Here is a 14,942-nt window from a genome sequence, read left to right on the forward strand (position 1 = left end):
TGGCCCCCGGGGGGGGGGGGCCCTTTCTTTCGCCCACCACTTGCACAACTGGCGCGGCGTGCGCGCCCTAGCCCACCCGGGCGCGCAGGGCGCGACGGACCCCCCGCGCGCCGGCAGCGCCGCCCCCGCCGCCGCCAAGCAGGCGTGCAAGCTCGGTCAGGGCACCGGCCTGAATTGCTACGACATCGGGCCGGACGGCGTGAACACCACCGCTGAGGAGTGGTGGCAACCCGGGGATGACGGGTCACCGATCACCATCGACAACCTGATCGTCGGCATGATCCGCGACGGCTCCACCCCGGTCGCTCCGCTGGACCAGTCGGGCCCCGGGATCGTGATGATCAAGGAAATTCTCGCCGACGTCAACGCCAAGGGCGGTCCGGGCGCCGGATTCGGCCTCGGCTAAACGCTCACGGCCGCAACGTCTCCGGGCATAGCTCGGACTGCGCCGCGGCGATCTGGACGTCGGCGGCTTCGGGGCTGTAGTGGAAGGTGTTGGTCAGCTGGCGCACCACGTCGCCCGGCGAGAGCCCGGACCGGTAGGTCCCGGTGTGGCCGTACATCCGCAACAAAGCGCAGACGTAGTGGCCCGAGGTCACCTTGACGTCATCGGCGATCGGGATCGCCACCGGCGATGCGTTGACCTTCGCCAGATAGCTGGCGTCGTCGGCGTGCGCGGCGGGCGCGGCGACCAAGGCCACGGCGGCCAGCAGGGGAGCGGCGATACGCGCGGTCACATGCATGAACTCCATCGTGCCACCGCCGGCCGGGAGGGCGACCGCTTCGTGCGGCGCAAATCCCCGCGCACTACCGCACGGCTGGCTATCGTTGCCAGCCATGGCAGTCAAGGATTCCCGCGAAGTGGTCATCGAAGCCAGCCCGGAGGAGATCTTCGATGTCCTCGCCGACATCGACTCCGTCCCGTCCTGGTCCCCGCAGTACCAGAGCGCCGAGGTGCTCGACACCTATGACGACGGCCGGCCGCGCCGGGTTCGGCTGAGGATCAAGGCGGCCGGTCTCACCGACGAGCAGGTCGTCGAATACACCTGGACCGCCGACAGCGTCGGCTGGACGCTGGTGTCGGCCGGCCAACTCAAGTCGCAAGAAGCGAAGTACACGCTGGCTCCGCAGGGCGACAAGACCAAGGTCCGCTTCGACTTGAGCGTCGACCCGTCGATCCCGATCCCGGGGTTCCTGCTCAAGAGCACCCTCAAGGGCGGCATGAAAACCGCCACCGACGGTCTGCGGACGCAAGTGCTCGAGATCAAGAAGGGCGGCTGACCTCGATTCGGGGAAACCCTGCCGGGCGCTGGTCGCCCGGCTAGGCTCGGGGCAGTGGCTGTTCGAGCATCGCGGGAAATTGTGATTGAGGCGCCGCCGGAGAAAATCCTCGACGCGCTGGCCGATGTGGCTGACTTGGTGTCGTGGTCGCCGGTGCACAAGCGGGTGGAGATTCTCGACACCTACGAGGATGGCCGTCCCCACCACGTCCGCGCCACCATCAAGGTTCTGGGGTTGGTGGACAAGGAGATTCTGGAATACCACTGGGGCCCGGACTGGATGGTCTGGGATGCCAAAGCAACGGCGCAGCAACGCGCCCAGCACGTCGAGTACACGTTGACCCGGGAAGGCACGGACAGCACCCGGGTGCGCTTCGACATCACCGTGGAACCGTCGGGGCCGATTCCGGCGTTTCTGGTCCGGCGCGCCAGCAAGGTGGTGTTGGCCACCGCCACCGAGCGGCTGCGTGAGCGGGTGATGGGCGACGACGTGACGCCTACCGAGCAGTGACCGGCCCCTCCCGCAGCACTGCCAGGCGACGGATCGCCTCGTCGAGGGTGTTCTCCGGTTTGACAAACGTGAAGCGTACCAAGTGATTCCAGACCTCGGGGGCGGTCGCTTCGGCCGCCGGTACGCAGAACGCCGACAGTGGGATTGCCGCCACCCCGGCTCGATGCGGCAGTTCGGCGCAGAACGCGGTGCTGTCGTCGTAGCCCAGCGGCCGCGGGTCGGCGCACAGGAAGTAGGTGCCGAAACTGTCGTGCACCTCGAAACCGACCTGCCGCAGTCCATCGCTCAACCGGTCCCGGCGGGTCTGCATGGTGGTGCGCAGTGCCGACACCCAGGCGTCCTCGGCGTCTAGCGCCAACGCCACCGCCGGTTGGAACGGCGCGCCGCCGACATAGGTCAGGTACTGCTTGGCGGCTCGTACCCCGGCCAGCAGCTCCGCCGGCCCGCAGGTCCAGCCGATCTTCCAGCCGGTGCAGTTGAACATCTTCGCCGCACTGGAGATGGTGACGGTGCGCTCCGCCATGCCCTCGAACCCGGCCAGCGGCAGGTGGGTCCGCCCGGCAAAGACCAGGTGCTCATAGACCTCGTCGGCGATCACCAGCAGATCGGCCTCCACCGCGATCCGGGCGATCGCCGCGAGCTCGGACTCGGTGAACACCGTGCCGGTCGGGTTGTGCGGGGAGTTGACGATCAGCGCGCGGGTTGCCGGAGTGATGGCGCGCCGCAGCGCGTCGGCGTCAAGGGCGAAGCCGCGGCCGTCGGGAACCAGCGACACGCTGACCCGGCGTGCCCCGGCCATGGCGACCACCGGCGAGTAGGAGTCGTAGAACGGCTCGATCAGCAACACTTCGGAGTCCGGCTCGACCAGCCCGAGCACCGCGGCGGCGATGGCCTCGGTGGCCCCGACCGTCACCAGCACTTCGGTCTCCGGGTCGTAGTCGATCCCGAAGTGCCGGCTGCGCTGGCGGGCGATCGCTTCGCGCAGGGCTGGGACGCCGAGACCGGGCGGGTACTGATTGACGCCGACGGCGATCGCTGCACGGGCGGCGTCCAACATAGCCGTCGGCCCGTCCTCGTCCGGGAATCCCTGGCCGAGGTTGACCGCGCCGATGCGCGCGGCCAGCGCCGACATCTCGGCGAAGATCGTGGTGGCATAGGGCTGTAGCCGCGACACCGTCATGGATATCGAGCCTAAAGCGTGCCCGCAGAGGCGCCCAGCGTGAAGCCACCTTCACGTTGAGCGCCGAGTGTGAAGCCACCTTCACGCTCGGCCAAGTGTGCGGCCGTAACTGCCCAACCATCCGGTTGATAGGCAGCCCTGTTAGGGTGGGAACCAGAGGTCTACGCTGCCCAGCAGACGCAATCGAAGAACACCCAATACCGAAGAGGAACTCCAGTCATGTCCGAAGAAGCCTTCATCTATGAGGCCATTCGCACCCCGCGCGGCAAGGGGCGCAACGGCGCGCTGAACGAGATCAAGCCGGTCAACCTGGCCGTCGGCCTGGTCAACGAGCTGCGCAGCCGCTACCCGGATCTGGACGTCAACCAGATCAGCGACGCCGTCTTCGGCGTGGTGTCGCCGGTCGGCGACCAGGGCGGCGACATCGCCCGCACCGCGATGCTGGTCGCCGGCATGCCCGAGACCACCGGCGGCGTCCAGCTCAACCGGTTCTGCGCCTCCGGCCTAGAGGCCATCAACACCGCCGCCGCCAAGGTGAAGGCCGGGTTCGACGACCTGGTGCTCGCCGGTGGCGTGGAGTCGATGAGCCGGGTCCCGATGGGCTCCGACGGCGGCGCCTGGGCCGGCGACCCCGACACCAACTACCAGATCGGCTTCGTGCCGCAGGGCATCGGCGCCGACCTGATCGCCACCATCGAGGGCTTCTCGCGTGACGACGTCGACGCCTACGCGCTGCGCAGCCAGCAGTTGGCCGCCAAGGCCTGGTCGGGCGGCTACTTCGCCAAGTCGGTGGTGCCGGTGCGCGACCAGAACGGCCTGGTCGTGCTCGACCACGACGAGCACATGCGCCCCGACACCACCCTGGAGGGCCTGGGCAAGCTCAAGACCGCGTTCGACGGGATCGGCGCGATGGGCGGCTTCGACGACGTGGCGCTGCAGAAGTACCACTTCGTCGAGAAGATCAACCACGTCCACACCGGCGGCAACAGCTCCGGCATCGTCGACGGTGCCGCGCTGGTGCTGGTCGGCAGCGAAAAGGCCGGCAAGGAGCAGGGGCTGACCCCGCGGGCCCGCATCGTGGCCGCGGCCACGTCCGGCGCCGACCCGGTCATCATGCTCACCGGGCCGACCCCGGCCACCCAGCGGGTGCTCGAGCGCACCGGGCTGACCGTCGACGACATCGACCTGTTCGAGCTCAACGAGGCCTTCGCCTCCGTGGTGCTGAAGTTCCAGAAGGACCTGAACATCCCGGACGAGAAGCTCAACGTCAACGGTGGCGCCATCGCTATGGGCCACCCGCTGGGCGCCACCGGCGCGATGATCACCGGCACCATGGTCGACGAACTGGAGCGCCGGGGTGCCCGCCGCGCTCTGATCACACTCTGCATCGGCGGTGGCATGGGCGTCGCCACCATCATCGAGCGCGTCTGAGAGGGTTTTTCAAAAATGGCAGAGAACACCATCAAGTGGGACAAGGACGATGACGGCATCGTCACGCTGACCCTGGACGACCCGACCGGGTCGGCCAACGTGATGAACGAGCACTACAGCCAGTCCATGCACAACGCGGTGCAACGCCTTGTGGCGGAGAAGGATTCGATCACCGGTGTGGTCATCACGAGCGCGAAGAAGACCTTCTTCGCCGGCGGCGACCTCAAGGCGATGATCAACGTCGGCCCGGACAACGCCCAGCAGGCGTTCGACCAGGTGGAGAACATCAAGGCCGACCTGCGTGCGCTGGAGACCCTGGGTAAGCCGGTCGTCGCCGCCATCAACGGTGCGGCGCTGGGCGGCGGCCTGGAGATCGCGCTGGCCTGCCACCACCGGATCGCCGCCGACGCCAAGGGCAGCCAGCTCGGCCTGCCCGAGGTCACCCTGGGCCTGCTGCCCGGCGGTGGCGGTGTCACCCGCACGGTGCGGATGCTGGGCATCCAGAACGCGTTCATGAACGTGCTGGCCCAGGGCACCCGGTTCAAGCCGGCCAAGGCCAAGGAGATCGGTCTGGTCGACGAGGTGCTCGGAAGCGTCGAAGAGCTGGTGCCGGCCGCCAAGGCCTGGATCAAGGCCAACCCCGACGCCCACACCCAGCCCTGGGACGTCAAGGGCTACAAGATGCCCGGCGGTACCCCGTCGACGCCGTCGCTGGCGGCGATCCTGCCGTCGTTCCCGGCGCTGCTGCGCAAGCAGCTCAAGGGTGCGCCGATGCCCGCGCCGCGGGCCATCCTCTCGGCTGCGGTCGAGGGCGCGGCGGTGGACTTCGACACCGCCAGCCGCATCGAGAGCCGGTATTTCACCTCGCTGGTCACCGGCCAGGTCGCCAAGAACATGATCCAGGCGTTCTTCTTGGATCTGCAGCACATCAACGGCGGCGGCAGCCGGCCCGACGGTATCGGCCAGACCCCGATCAAGAAGATCGGTGTGCTCGGGGCGGGGATGATGGGCGCGGGCATCGCCTATGTGTCGGCCAAGGCGGGTTACGACGTGGTGCTCAAGGACGTCAGCCTGGAGGCGGCGCAGAAGGGCAAGGGCTACTCGGAGAAGCTGGAAGCCAAGGCTCTGGAGCGCGGCCGCACTACCGAGGAGCGTTCAAAGGCACTGCTGGACAAGATCACTCCGACCGGCGACCCGGCTGACCTCAAGGGTGTCGACTTCGTGATCGAGGCGGTGTTCGAGAGCCAGGACCTCAAGCACAAGGTGTTCGCCGAGATCGAGGACATCGTCGAGCCCAACGCGCTGCTGGGGTCGAACACCTCCACGTTGCCGATCACCGGTCTGGCGACCGGCGTGAAGCGGCAGGAGGACTTCATCGGGATCCACTTCTTCTCGCCGGTTGACAAGATGCCGCTGGTGGAGATCATCCGCGGGGAGAAGACCTCGGATGAGGCGCTGGCCCGGGTGTTCGACTACGTGCTGGCGATCAAGAAGACCCCGATCGTGGTCAACGATTCCCGCGGCTTCTACACCTCCCGTGTCATCGGCACCTTCATCAACGAGGCGCTGATGATGCTCGGTGAGGGCGTGGAGCCGGCCAGCATCGAGCAGGCCGGTCTGCAGGCCGGCTACCCGGCGGCACCGCTGCAGCTCTCCGACGAGCTGAACCTGGAGCTGATGCACAAGATCGCCGTTGCCACCCGCGAGGGCATCGAGGCGGCCGGCGGCACCTACGAGAAGCAGATGAACGAGACGGTCGTGGAGAAGATGATCGAGCTCGGCCGTCCGTCGCGTCTCAAGGGCGCGGGTTTCTACGAGTACGTCGACGGTAAGCGCACCGGTCTGTGGTCGGGGCTGCGGGAGACGTTCAACTCGGGCAGCTCCACCCCGCCGCTGCAGGACATGATCGACCGGATGCTGTTCGCCGAGGCGCTGGAGACGCAGAAGTGCTTGGACGAGGGGGTGCTGACCTCGACTGCGGATGCCAACATCGGCGCGATCATGGGCATCGGGTTCCCGCCGTGGACCGGCGGCACCCACCAGTTCATCGTCGGCTACGAGGGCCCGCACGGTGTGGGCAAGGAGGCTTTCGTGGCGCGGGCCAAGGAACTGGCCGCCCGCTACGGCGACCGGTTCACCCCGCCGTCCTCGCTCCTTTAGTTAGGCTCGCAGGCGTGGAATCCCCGAACCCGAGTGGCTTCGGGGGATTTCGCGTCTGTTGGACTATCGGGTGAACGTGAGCATCGCCAAACTGCTGGAGACGGCGCTGTGGCTGGGTTTGGTGTACGTGATCATCGGGGTGGTGTGCCTGTTCCTGCGCCCCGACGGGGTGGAACTTCTGCAAACCCGGGCCGAGCAGCAGTTCGGCATACCGCCCAACAGCATCTACGAGGTGGCGACGGTGGCCGGGGTGCTGCTGTGGCCGCTGATGATGTTGCTGCCCAGCGCCTGCGGGGGCTAACTGGTCAAGGCCGGCGCGCCAACAGGTAATGGCGCACCGGCTGGCCGCCGTTGGCGGGCAGATAGTTCAGCTCGTCGGCGGAGCTGAGCAGCTCCCACTCCGGGGCGAAGAGCCGGGCGATCTCGGCCTCGTCGATGCCGCGGACGCCGAACAGTGCGCCCGGGGCGAATGCGACGATCAGCAGCTGCGAGTCCGGCTTGGTCACCGCGTTGACCTGGCGGACGTACATCGCGCGGTCTTGGTCGTTCATGCCGTGCAGGCAACCGCTGTCGGTCACCAGGTCGAAGTCGTCGCCGAGACCGGCCGAGCTCACTTGAGCGATGTCGGCGCAGACGAACCGCACCGACACCTTGCCGGCCTGGGCTTTGGCCCGCGCAGTGCGCAACGCCCGCGGAGCGAAGTCGACGCCGGTGACCCGCCATCCGTTCTGCGCCAGGTAGATCGAGTTCTCTCCGGTGCCGCAGCCGAGATCCAGTGCGGTGCCCGGGGACAACGCCACGCTGGCGTCGATCTCGACCAGATTGCGCAGTCCGCGGGCCAGGGCGTGGCCATCCCAGGGCGTGAACCCCAGCCGGTACATGGCCCGGAACAGCAGCCTCCTGCCCCCCATAGCGGCTAGATGGCTCCCATGTCAGCGGAGAGCCAGTGCTGGGGGCGCAGATGAATGGCCACGTACTCGCCCAGTTCGGTCAGCGCGTAATTGAGGAACTTCTCGGCCCGCTCGGGAGGAAGGTAGCGGTGGGCCAGCTCGGCGTGGTGGTCGTCGGTGCCGGGTTCGATGCGGCTGACGGCACCGTCGACGGCGACGTAGCGCACGGTCGGCTCGGTCCGCTCCACCATGAGCGAAAAACAGCCGGCGGCCTCGATGAGCCGCCTCTTGCGGGACTCGATGCCGGTGAGGACCCAGGGCTCGCCGCCCGGGGTGTACTGATACCAGATCGGCACCGTCAGTGGGCCACGGCCATCTCCGGCACTCACCGACAGCGCTGCGATGTGCGGCTCGGCCAGAAACTGTTCGCGTTCGTCCTTGGATAGCGCCATGTTTCGAGGTTAGCTGCTCCGTCACCGGCGTGAGCGTGCGCAAAAACGGGAATCGGTCCCGCGTGTCGACCGGGAACACGCACCGTCGCCGAAGTTAGATCGCCGGGCCGAGTAGGTCGTCGGCGTCGCGGATGATGTAGCCGTAGCCCTGCTCGGCCAGAAACCGCTGCCGGTGCGCGGCGTATTCGGCGTCCAGACTGTCGCGGGCCACCACCGAGTAGAACACCGCTCCGCCGCCGGCGGCTTTGGGACGCAGCAGCCGGCCCAACCGCTGCGCCTCCTCCTGCCGCGACCCGAAGGTGCCCGAGACCTGCACGGCCACCGAGGCCTCCGGCAGGTCGATGGAGAAGTTGGCGACCTTGGACACCACCAGAGTCGAGATTTCGCCGCGGCGGAAAGCGTCGAACAGCTTCTCCCGTTCGGCGGTGCGCGTCGAGCCCTGGATGACCGGGGCGTCCAGCTGCTCGCCCAGTTCCTCCAGCTGGTCGAGGTAGGCCCCGATCACCAGGGTCTGTTCGCCGGGATGCTGCTTGAGGATCGAGCGCACCACCGCGATCTTGGAGTGCACCGTCGAGCACAGCTTGTAGCGCTCCTCGGGTTCGGCTACGGCGTAGGTCATCCGCTCGCTCTCGGTCATCGTGACCCGCACCTCGATGCATTCGGCCGGGGCGATCCAGCCTTGGGCCTCGATGTCCTTCCATGGGGCGTCGTAGCGTTTCGGTCCGATCAGGGAGAACACGTCGCCTTCGCGGCCGTCCTCGCGGATCAGGGTGGCGGTCAACCCGAGGCGGCGGCGCGACTGCAGATCGGCGGTCATCCGGAACACCGGCGCGGGCAGCAGATGCACCTCGTCGTAGATGATCAGGCCCCAGTCGCGACTGTCGAACAACTCCAGGTGCCGGTATTCGCCCTTGGTGCGCCGGGTGATCACCTGATAGGTGGCGATGGTGACCGGCCGGATCTCCTTGCGCTCCCCGGAGTATTCGCCGATCTCCTCGTCGGTCAGCGAGGTGCGCGCGATCAGCTCGCGTTTCCACTGCCGGCCGGCGACGGTGTTGGTGACCAGGATCAGCGTGGTAGCACCGGCTTTGGCCATCGCCGCGGCGCCCACCAGCGTCTTGCCGGCACCGCAGGGCAGCACCACCACCCCCGAGCCGCCCGACCAGAACGACTCGGCGGCCATCTCCTGGTAGTCGCGCAGCGCCCAGCCGTCCTGCTCCAGCGCGATCGGATGCGCCTCGCCGTCGACGTAGCCGGCCAGATCCTCTGCGGGCCAACCGGTTTTGAGCAGCATCTGCTTGACTCGGCCGCGCTCGCTGGGATGCACCACGACGGTGTCGTCGTCGATGCGGGCGCCGAGCATCGGGGTGATCTTCTTGTTGCGCAGCACCTCCTCGAGCACCGCACGATCCAGGCTGACCAGGGTCAGGCCGTGCACCGGGCTCTTCACCAGCTGCAGGCGCCCGTAGCGGGCCATGGTGTCGACGATGTCGACCAGCAGCGGCTGGGGCACCGCGTAGCGGGAGTGGGTGACCAGTGCGTCGACCACCTGTTCGGCGTCGTGACCGGCCGCGCGGGCGTTCCACAACGCCAGCGGGGTGATGCGGTAGGTGTGGATGTGCTCGGGGGCGCGTTCCAATTCGGCGAACGGCGCGATCGCAGCACGTGCTGCGCCGGCCTGCTCGTGGTCGACCTCGAGCAGCACGGTCTTGTCGGATTGGACGATCAACGGCCCGTCGGTGCTCATGCGCCCATTATCCGGAGCCCACTGACACGGCCGCGCCGCCCTGTTCGAGCAGCCGCAACGGATGCATACCGTCGACCGCGCCCACAAAAGGTGGATGGATGCTGTAGCCGAGCATCCGTTTGATGTCGTCGGAGAGCCCCCGGGCTGTGGCCGGCGGCACCGACAGGGTGAACGCCTCCATCGGGCGCAGCCACGGTTGGCAGTACTGCGCTGTGACGGCCAGCCGTGCCCCGGTCGAGCGGTTGGCGCCGCCGCCGTGCCACAGCGTCGAGACGAAGAACACGCAGGAGCCGGCGGGCATCACCACCGGCCTGCGCACGTCGGCGTCGCCCGGTTCGCGGCGGCCCCAGCGCTGGCTGCCCGGCAGCACGACGGTGGCGCCGTTGTCTTCGGTGAAGTCGTCGATCGCCCAGATGGTTGCCGCTCCCAGCGGCGGGTGCGGCCTCGGAACGGGATAGAACCCGTCGTCGACATGCAGCAGCTGCGCCGATTCGCCCGGCTGGATGTTGATGGCCTGCAGGATCGACAGCAGATAGTTGGGCAGCAGCAGCCGGTCGAGGACCGCCAGCACCCGCGGATGCTCCACGAGCCGGTCGCACAACCGGGTCTTGTTCAGCAGACCGTAGGCGCGTTGAGTGCGATTGCCTTCGAAGGAATTCCGTCCGGTGCGGCCCAGCAGCGGGCTTACCTCGGCGCGGATCGCGGCGCATTCGTCGCCGTCGAGCAGACCTTCCCAGATGAGGTAGCCGTCGCGGTCGAGGGCGGCGAGGTCGGCGTCGGCTAACTCTCCGTCGACCCGGGCGCCGCCGGTGGGCGTGGGGTGATAGCGGCCGGCCAGATCACCGCGCAGGTCGGCATAGCCCAGCGGCTGTTCGCGGTCGACGGTCACGATGGGTGGTCCCTTCGATGAGCCCGTTGACCATGTTACGAGCCACCGTCGGGAAGCGCGGCCTCCCGATTCCCGTCGGCGGCCGAGATGGTCGTGATGCGGTGGATGGTGAACTCGCGCATCTGGCCCGAGGTCGAGTCGAACGCCACCAACTGGCCGCCGCGGACCAGCACGGGGGAGACCTCCCGCTGGGTGGCCACCCCGGCGGCGTCGACGTAGCCGATCAGCACCGTGGATCCCTCGGCGGCGGCGCGCTTCAACAGGATCATCGCGGTCACCGGCTCCAACCGGATGCTGTCGAACGGCGCGGAGGTCACCGTGCGCAGCACCCGCACCAGCGAGGTCAGGCTCTCGCCGCTGGGCCCGGCGACCGGCCGGTGGCCACGGCGTTCGGCCGGCGCCGGCACCCGCACCCCGCGGGGGCGGATGTCGACGATCGTTCCGCTGGCATCTTCGGCGGCCGGGGCGAAACCGGCGTCGCGCAACGCCGCCAGCACGTCGGCGATCGGGGCTTGGGCCACCGCCACCGTCGGGGCCAACACCCGCAGACCGAGCGCCTCGGCGGCCGGAACCGCGGCCGCCTGAGCCAGCAGGGCCGGATCCTCGCAGCGCACGAAGGACGCCGCCATCCCGATCCGCAGCTGCCCGTGCCGGCGCGCGACGTCATCGATCAGATAGGTGAGCCCTTGCGGCACCGGGGTCTTGGAGTGCTTTCCGAAGAAGGCGTGCAAGCCGGCGCCGGTGCGGCCGACGTCCAGGGCGGCCCGGATGGTCTGTTCGGAGACCCGGTAGACCATCGCCGCCCCGGCCGATTCCACGGTGGCCACCACGCCCAGTTCTTCGGCCAGCTCACGCTTCAGCGGCCCGGGCACCACCACGGTCAGATCGGCTTGCACCAGGAAATGGTCGATCGGCTCGGGCAGTGCCCTGGTCATGGCCGACACGGCCGCGAGGGCGGCGGGCTCGGCGGTGCCATCGGACAAGCCGGCCAGCAGTGCCCGCCCCGGGGAGCTGATGGCGCCGCGGCCCAGCACACCCAGGGCGTGCGCCTCGTCGAGCAGCTCGCCCACCGGCCCGGGCTGCAGTCGATTGGCCCAGCGCGGCCGCCGCCAGACCAAAGCCTGTGACGCGGACACCGCGTCGACGCCGGCGCCGACGGGCATCTCGGCGAGCATGCCCAGCAGCAGCCGGCGATCCAGTGGGGCGGCGGTGGAGAACAGCGGCGCGGACAGCGCCGCCCGCGGTTTGCCGTCCGCGCTGCGGCTGCCGATCAGTCCCGGCCGGGCCGGCAGCTCCAGCCAGGTGGCGGCCAGCAGCTGCCAGCGCTCGGCGGTCGGTCGCTCGGCGAACCGGTCGGCCAGCACCGTCGGCGCCCAGTACGGTCCGTCCGCGTCGGGCCACTCCCGCTGGTCGACGGTGGTGGGGTCGGGATAGTCGGAGGCGATCAGCCGGGCGGTGGCGGCCACCTCGAGCAGCAGGCCCAGCCGGGTCTCGACGACGCCGGTCGTCTTGGCCAGCCGCTTGACCTCGCGGACGCCCAGACCGCCGGTGCGCAGCTCGGGTGCCGGCGCATCGCCCAGCCCGGCGAGCAGCACGTCGAGTTCGCGCAGCAGGTCGATCACCGCGCCCGCGGCGGCCGCGTCCACATCGGCGGCCGTGGTCTGCGACACCACCGGGTCCGGGGCGCGCAGGGCGGTCGGGCCGGGCTGCTCGCCGCGCAGTATCTGGCCGACCAGCCGCGGCAGGATCACCGTTTCGTCGTCGATACGGCGCAACAGCCCCGCCGCCAGCAGCCGCGGCACCGGATGCTCCGGCGGCGCGCCGGGGGCGGCGTCGCGGGTGCGGCCGATCGGGGAGCCCGCCAGCAGCTTGTCCAGCAGGTCGCGCTGCGGGCCGTCCAGATCGGCGATGGCCCCGGCGATGTGGTCGGTCACCGGATTCTCCTGGGTGACCTGGCCCGGGTGCCACGGCAAGCCGGCACCGGCCTCGGCGGCCACCCGCAGCACACCGTCGGGCTGATGCGAACCCCAGCACAGCGCCCGTTCGGTCAGGTCGGCCAACGCTTCGTGCACCGCCTCGGCGGGTGCGCGCTCACCGATCAGCGTCAGCAGATCAACCACCGGTACCGCGGCGGCGTCGGCATCCAGCACCAGCAGGGCGTCGATCACGGCGAGCCGCAGGAAGTCCAGCTCGTCGGTGGCCGCCCGGACCGACTGGCGGGCCTGCGCCCGGGCGGCCAGGGCGGCGATGCTGCCCGGCGGCGGTTGGGCGAGGTCGGGCCGCAGCTCCAGTAGCCGGATCAGACCCTCGTCGGGCAGGTCTGCCAGCCACGATCCCAGCGGCACACCCCGCGCGTGTTCGGTCATCGACGACCAGCGTAAGACCCAACCGGTGAGCGACGCCGATCGCGACCTGTCAGAATGGGAGCCGTGGCTGCGAAACAGGACAACAAGAACCGGTACGTCGACAACGGGTGGCCCGAGACCGACGGCGAACCGGCAGTGAGCGAGCTGCGCACCGACCGGGCCGGGGCGCTGTCACCGTTCGGGGACCTGGTCTTCCCGCTCCCGTCCGAGACGCTGCCCTACGTGCATCCGGTCACCGTCGTCAACCGGTAGGCGGTGACCACCATGGCCGGGCCGCTCTCCCACCTCGACGAACGCGGTGCGGCCCACATGGTCGACGTCACCGCCAAGGCGGCCACCAAGCGCACCGCCGTCGCCGCCGGAGTGCTGCGCACCACCGCGGAAGTGGTGCAGCTGATCTCTGCCGGCGGACTGCCCAAGGGCGACGCGTTGGCCACCGCCCGGGTGGCGGGCATCATGGCCGCCAAACGCACCAGCGATCTGATTCCGCTCTGCCACCAACTGGCTCTGACCGGCGTCGACGTGGACTTCACCATCGGCGAGTCACAGATCGACATCACCGCCTCGGTACGCACCACGGACCGCACCGGTGTGGAGATGGAAGCACTGACCGCGGTCAGCGTGGCGGCCCTGACCCTCTACGACATGATCAAGGCCGTCGACCGCGCCGCCGTCATCGACAACATCCGGGTGCTGAGCAAGGACGGCGGACGCACCGGAGCCTGGGAGCGCCGGTGACCGCCGCACCCGCGCGCACCGCCCACGTCATCATCGCATCCACCCGCGCCTCGGCCGGGGTGTACACCGATCGCACCGGGCCGATCATCGCCGACTGGCTGACGCAGCGCGGCTTCGCGCCGGCTCAGCCCGAAGTCGTCCCCGACGGCGATGCCGTCGGCGCGGCGTTGCGGGCCGCGGTAGCAGCGCCGGTGGACCTGGTCATCACCTCCGGGGGCACCGGGATCTCGCCGACCGACGACACCCCGGCGCAGACCGCCGCGGTGCTCGACTACGAGATTCCCGGCCTGTCCGACGCCATCCGCCGCTCGGGGCTGCCGAAGGTGCCGACGTCGGTGCTGTCCCGCGGCATGTGCGGCGTGGCCGGGCGGACGCTGATCGTCAACCTGCCCGGCTCGACCGGGGGCGTGCGCGACGGGCTCGGGGTGCTCGCCGACGTCCTGGATCACGCCCTGGATCAGCTCGCCGGCGGAGACCACGACCGATGACGGCCACCGGCGCGCTGGTGCTGCGGGCGGCGGTCACCGAGGAGCCCATCCTGCTGAGCGAACACGAGGAGCTGGTCGGCCATCGGGCCGCGGGTGCGATCGTCGGCTTCGTCGGCATGATCCGCGACCACGACCACGGCCGGCAGGTGACCCGGCTGGAGTACTCCGGGCACCCGACGGCGGAGCAGGTGATGGCCGAGGTGCTGGCCGAGATCGCCGAACAGTCCCCCGGGGTCCGCGCGCTGGCGGCCAGCCACCGGGTCGGCGCTCTGCACATCGGTGATGCCGCGCTGGTGGCCGCGGTGGCGGCCGATCACCGCCGGGAGGCCTTCGAGGCGTGCGCGCTGCTGGTCGACACCATCAAGGAGCGGCTGCCGGTCTGGAAGCACCAGTTCTTCGCCGACGGCACCGAGGAATGGGTCGGCTCGGCCTGAGACCGCAGAAACGAAAGAGGGGGCCGGCGAACCGGCCCCCTCTTTTAGGTCGTTAGACGACGCGCGCGGGCTGCTGCGCGAACGCGGCCAGCGCGTCGTTGCCGCTGACGTTCTCCGCCCGGATGGCCTGCCACAGCTGCTGATGGAAGCCGACCGAGACGGCCTGCGCCTTCTCACCCTCGGGGGCCGGTGCTGCCTCGTCGCCGGGCGCGGGCGCCTCGGGAGCGGGAGCCTCGGGCGGTTGCGGCATCCACCAGGGTGCCTCGGGGGCCGGCGGCGGGACATCCTCGGCAACCGGGGCGGGAGCCTCGGGAGCCGGAGCCTCAGGGGCCGGGGCCTCAGGGGCTGGAGCCTCAGGGGCTGGAGCCTCAGGGGC

16 protein-coding genes and 2 pseudogenes are annotated in these 14,942 nt (G+C 69.5%); 10 read left to right on the forward strand and 8 right to left on the reverse strand.

The features are described from left to right. Window positions 1–406, forward strand: a pseudogene (locus A5771_RS09360) (hypothetical protein); the annotation flags it as partial. A 4-nt stretch (window positions 407–410) separates the two neighbouring features. On the opposite strand, the gene A5771_RS09365 reads toward A5771_RS09360, so the two are convergent. After that, entirely contained in the window at window positions 411–839 is a 429-nt protein-coding gene (locus tag A5771_RS09365; protein ID WP_234783012.1) for a DUF732 domain-containing protein, read from the reverse strand. Between A5771_RS09365 and A5771_RS09370 the strand changes: the two genes are divergently transcribed. Both A5771_RS09370 and A5771_RS09375 read left to right on the forward strand, forming a co-directional pair. Further along, complete coding sequence (locus A5771_RS09370) at window positions 838–1,281, forward strand: SRPBCC family protein (RefSeq protein WP_064854947.1); 444 nt, start codon at window positions 838–840, stop codon at window positions 1,279–1,281. The two genes, A5771_RS09365 and A5771_RS09370, sit on opposite strands and share 2 nt — an antisense overlap. Window positions 1,282–1,335: 54 nt before the next feature. Beyond that, entirely contained in the window at window positions 1,336–1,791 is a 456-nt protein-coding gene (locus tag A5771_RS09375) for an SRPBCC family protein (protein ID WP_064854948.1), read from the forward strand. Here the strand turns inward: A5771_RS09375 and A5771_RS09380 are convergent. Then, on the reverse strand, window positions 1,778–2,971 hold the full coding sequence (locus A5771_RS09380; protein WP_064854949.1) for a pyridoxal phosphate-dependent aminotransferase: 1,194 nt from the start codon (window positions 2,969–2,971) through the stop codon (window positions 1,778–1,780). The two genes, A5771_RS09375 and A5771_RS09380, sit on opposite strands and share 14 nt — an antisense overlap. 219 nt (window positions 2,972–3,190) lie before the next feature. Here A5771_RS09380 and A5771_RS09385 point away from each other — a divergent pair, with 219 nt between their 5' ends. The 3 genes from A5771_RS09385 to A5771_RS09395 all read left to right on the forward strand — a co-directional run bounded on the left by A5771_RS09385 (window position 3,191) and on the right by A5771_RS09395 (window position 6,863). Beyond that, window positions 3,191–4,402, forward strand: a complete 1,212-nt coding sequence (locus A5771_RS09385; RefSeq protein ID WP_064854950.1) for an acetyl-CoA C-acetyltransferase — start codon at window positions 3,191–3,193, stop codon at window positions 4,400–4,402. Window positions 4,403–4,417: 15 nt separating this feature from the next. Beyond that, window positions 4,418–6,562: a 3-hydroxyacyl-CoA dehydrogenase NAD-binding domain-containing protein gene (locus tag A5771_RS09390; protein WP_064854951.1), complete on the forward strand. Its 2,145-nt coding sequence runs from the start codon at window positions 4,418–4,420 to the stop codon at window positions 6,560–6,562. A 76-nt stretch (window positions 6,563–6,638) separates the two neighbouring features. After that, on the forward strand, window positions 6,639–6,863 hold the full coding sequence (locus A5771_RS09395; protein WP_064854961.1) for a hypothetical protein: 225 nt from the start codon (window positions 6,639–6,641) through the stop codon (window positions 6,861–6,863). 4 nt (window positions 6,864–6,867) lie between these two features. On the opposite strand, the gene A5771_RS09400 is transcribed toward A5771_RS09395, so the two are convergent. From A5771_RS09400 to A5771_RS09420, 5 genes are all read right to left on the reverse strand, one after another. Beyond that, window positions 6,868–7,473 carry a class I SAM-dependent methyltransferase gene (locus A5771_RS09400; protein WP_064854952.1) on the reverse strand — a complete coding sequence of 202 codons (606 nt, stop codon included), beginning with the start codon at window positions 7,471–7,473 and terminating at the stop codon, window positions 6,868–6,870. A 5-nt stretch (window positions 7,474–7,478) separates the two neighbouring features. After that, a complete protein-coding gene (locus A5771_RS09405; protein WP_064854953.1) occupies window positions 7,479–7,904 on the reverse strand; it encodes a pyridoxamine 5'-phosphate oxidase family protein in 426 nt (141 codons plus the stop codon). Between the two features lie 94 nt (window positions 7,905–7,998). After that, a complete protein-coding gene (locus A5771_RS09410; RefSeq protein ID WP_064854954.1) occupies window positions 7,999–9,651 on the reverse strand; it encodes a DNA repair helicase XPB in 1,653 nt (550 codons plus the stop codon). Window positions 9,652–9,658: 7 nt separating this feature from the next. Continuing rightward, window positions 9,659–10,540, reverse strand: coding sequence for a phytanoyl-CoA dioxygenase family protein (locus tag A5771_RS09415; RefSeq protein WP_064854955.1), 882 nt, complete (start codon window positions 10,538–10,540; stop codon window positions 9,659–9,661). A gap of 35 nt (window positions 10,541–10,575) precedes the next feature. Continuing rightward, window positions 10,576–12,906, reverse strand: a complete 2,331-nt coding sequence (locus A5771_RS09420; RefSeq protein WP_064854956.1) for a helicase-associated domain-containing protein — start codon at window positions 12,904–12,906, stop codon at window positions 10,576–10,578. A 54-nt stretch (window positions 12,907–12,960) separates the two neighbouring features. Here A5771_RS09420 and A5771_RS09425 point away from each other — a divergent pair, with 54 nt between their 5' ends. From A5771_RS09425 to A5771_RS09440, 4 genes are read left to right on the forward strand one after another with little or no spacing between them, the layout of a single operon-like run. Continuing rightward, on the forward strand, window positions 12,961–13,158 hold the full coding sequence (locus A5771_RS09425) for a hypothetical protein (protein WP_207545418.1): 198 nt from the start codon (window positions 12,961–12,963) through the stop codon (window positions 13,156–13,158). Between the two features lie 12 nt (window positions 13,159–13,170). Next, window positions 13,171–13,644, forward strand: a complete 474-nt coding sequence (moaC, locus tag A5771_RS09430) for a cyclic pyranopterin monophosphate synthase MoaC (protein WP_064854963.1) — start codon at window positions 13,171–13,173, stop codon at window positions 13,642–13,644. 29 nt (window positions 13,645–13,673) lie between these two features. Then, on the forward strand, window positions 13,674–14,132 hold the full coding sequence (locus tag A5771_RS09435) for a MogA/MoaB family molybdenum cofactor biosynthesis protein (protein ID WP_428844398.1): 459 nt from the start codon (window positions 13,674–13,676) through the stop codon (window positions 14,130–14,132). Then, window positions 14,129–14,566 (forward strand): molybdenum cofactor biosynthesis protein MoaE, encoded by a 438-nt coding sequence (locus A5771_RS09440; RefSeq protein ID WP_064854958.1) that lies wholly within the window; start codon window positions 14,129–14,131, stop codon window positions 14,564–14,566. Before A5771_RS09435 ends, A5771_RS09440 begins: the two co-directional genes overlap by 4 nt. Window positions 14,567–14,618: 52 nt before the next feature. Here the strand turns inward: A5771_RS09440 and A5771_RS21880 are convergent. After that, window positions 14,619–14,942: pseudogene (locus tag A5771_RS21880) on the reverse strand (transglycosylase family protein); the annotation flags it as partial.

Origin of the sequence: Mycolicibacter sinensis, from assembly GCF_001667375.1 — a bacterium.
Taxonomy (GTDB): Bacteria; Actinomycetota; Actinomycetes; order Mycobacteriales; family Mycobacteriaceae; genus Mycobacterium; species Mycobacterium sinense_A.

Bases quoted from the DNA above. Each gene is read 5' to 3' on its own strand.
- A5771_RS09370 (WP_064854947.1), top strand. From the start codon at position 838: ATGGCAGTCAAGGATTCCCGCGAAGTGGTCATCGAAGCCAGCCCGGAG.
- A5771_RS09365 (WP_234783012.1), bottom strand. From the start codon at position 839: ATGGCTGGCAACGATAGCCAGCCGTGCGGTAGTGCGCGGGGATTTGCG.
- A5771_RS09380 (WP_064854949.1), bottom strand. From the start codon at position 2,971: ATGACGGTGTCGCGGCTACAGCCCTATGCCACCACGATCTTCGCCGAG.
- A5771_RS09385 (WP_064854950.1), top strand. From the start codon at position 3,191: ATGTCCGAAGAAGCCTTCATCTATGAGGCCATTCGCACCCCGCGCGGC.
- A5771_RS09390 (WP_064854951.1), top strand. From the start codon at position 4,418: ATGGCAGAGAACACCATCAAGTGGGACAAGGACGATGACGGCATCGTC.
- A5771_RS09400 (WP_064854952.1), bottom strand. From the start codon at position 7,473: ATGGGGGGCAGGAGGCTGCTGTTCCGGGCCATGTACCGGCTGGGGTTC.
- A5771_RS09405 (WP_064854953.1), bottom strand. From the start codon at position 7,904: ATGGCGCTATCCAAGGACGAACGCGAACAGTTTCTGGCCGAGCCGCAC.
- A5771_RS09410 (WP_064854954.1), bottom strand. From the start codon at position 9,651: ATGAGCACCGACGGGCCGTTGATCGTCCAATCCGACAAGACCGTGCTG.
- A5771_RS09420 (WP_064854956.1), bottom strand. From the start codon at position 12,906: ATGACCGAACACGCGCGGGGTGTGCCGCTGGGATCGTGGCTGGCAGAC.
- A5771_RS09425 (WP_207545418.1), top strand. From the start codon at position 12,961: ATGGGAGCCGTGGCTGCGAAACAGGACAACAAGAACCGGTACGTCGAC.
- moaC (WP_064854963.1), top strand. From the start codon at position 13,171: ATGGCCGGGCCGCTCTCCCACCTCGACGAACGCGGTGCGGCCCACATG.
- A5771_RS09440 (WP_064854958.1), top strand. From the start codon at position 14,129: ATGACGGCCACCGGCGCGCTGGTGCTGCGGGCGGCGGTCACCGAGGAG.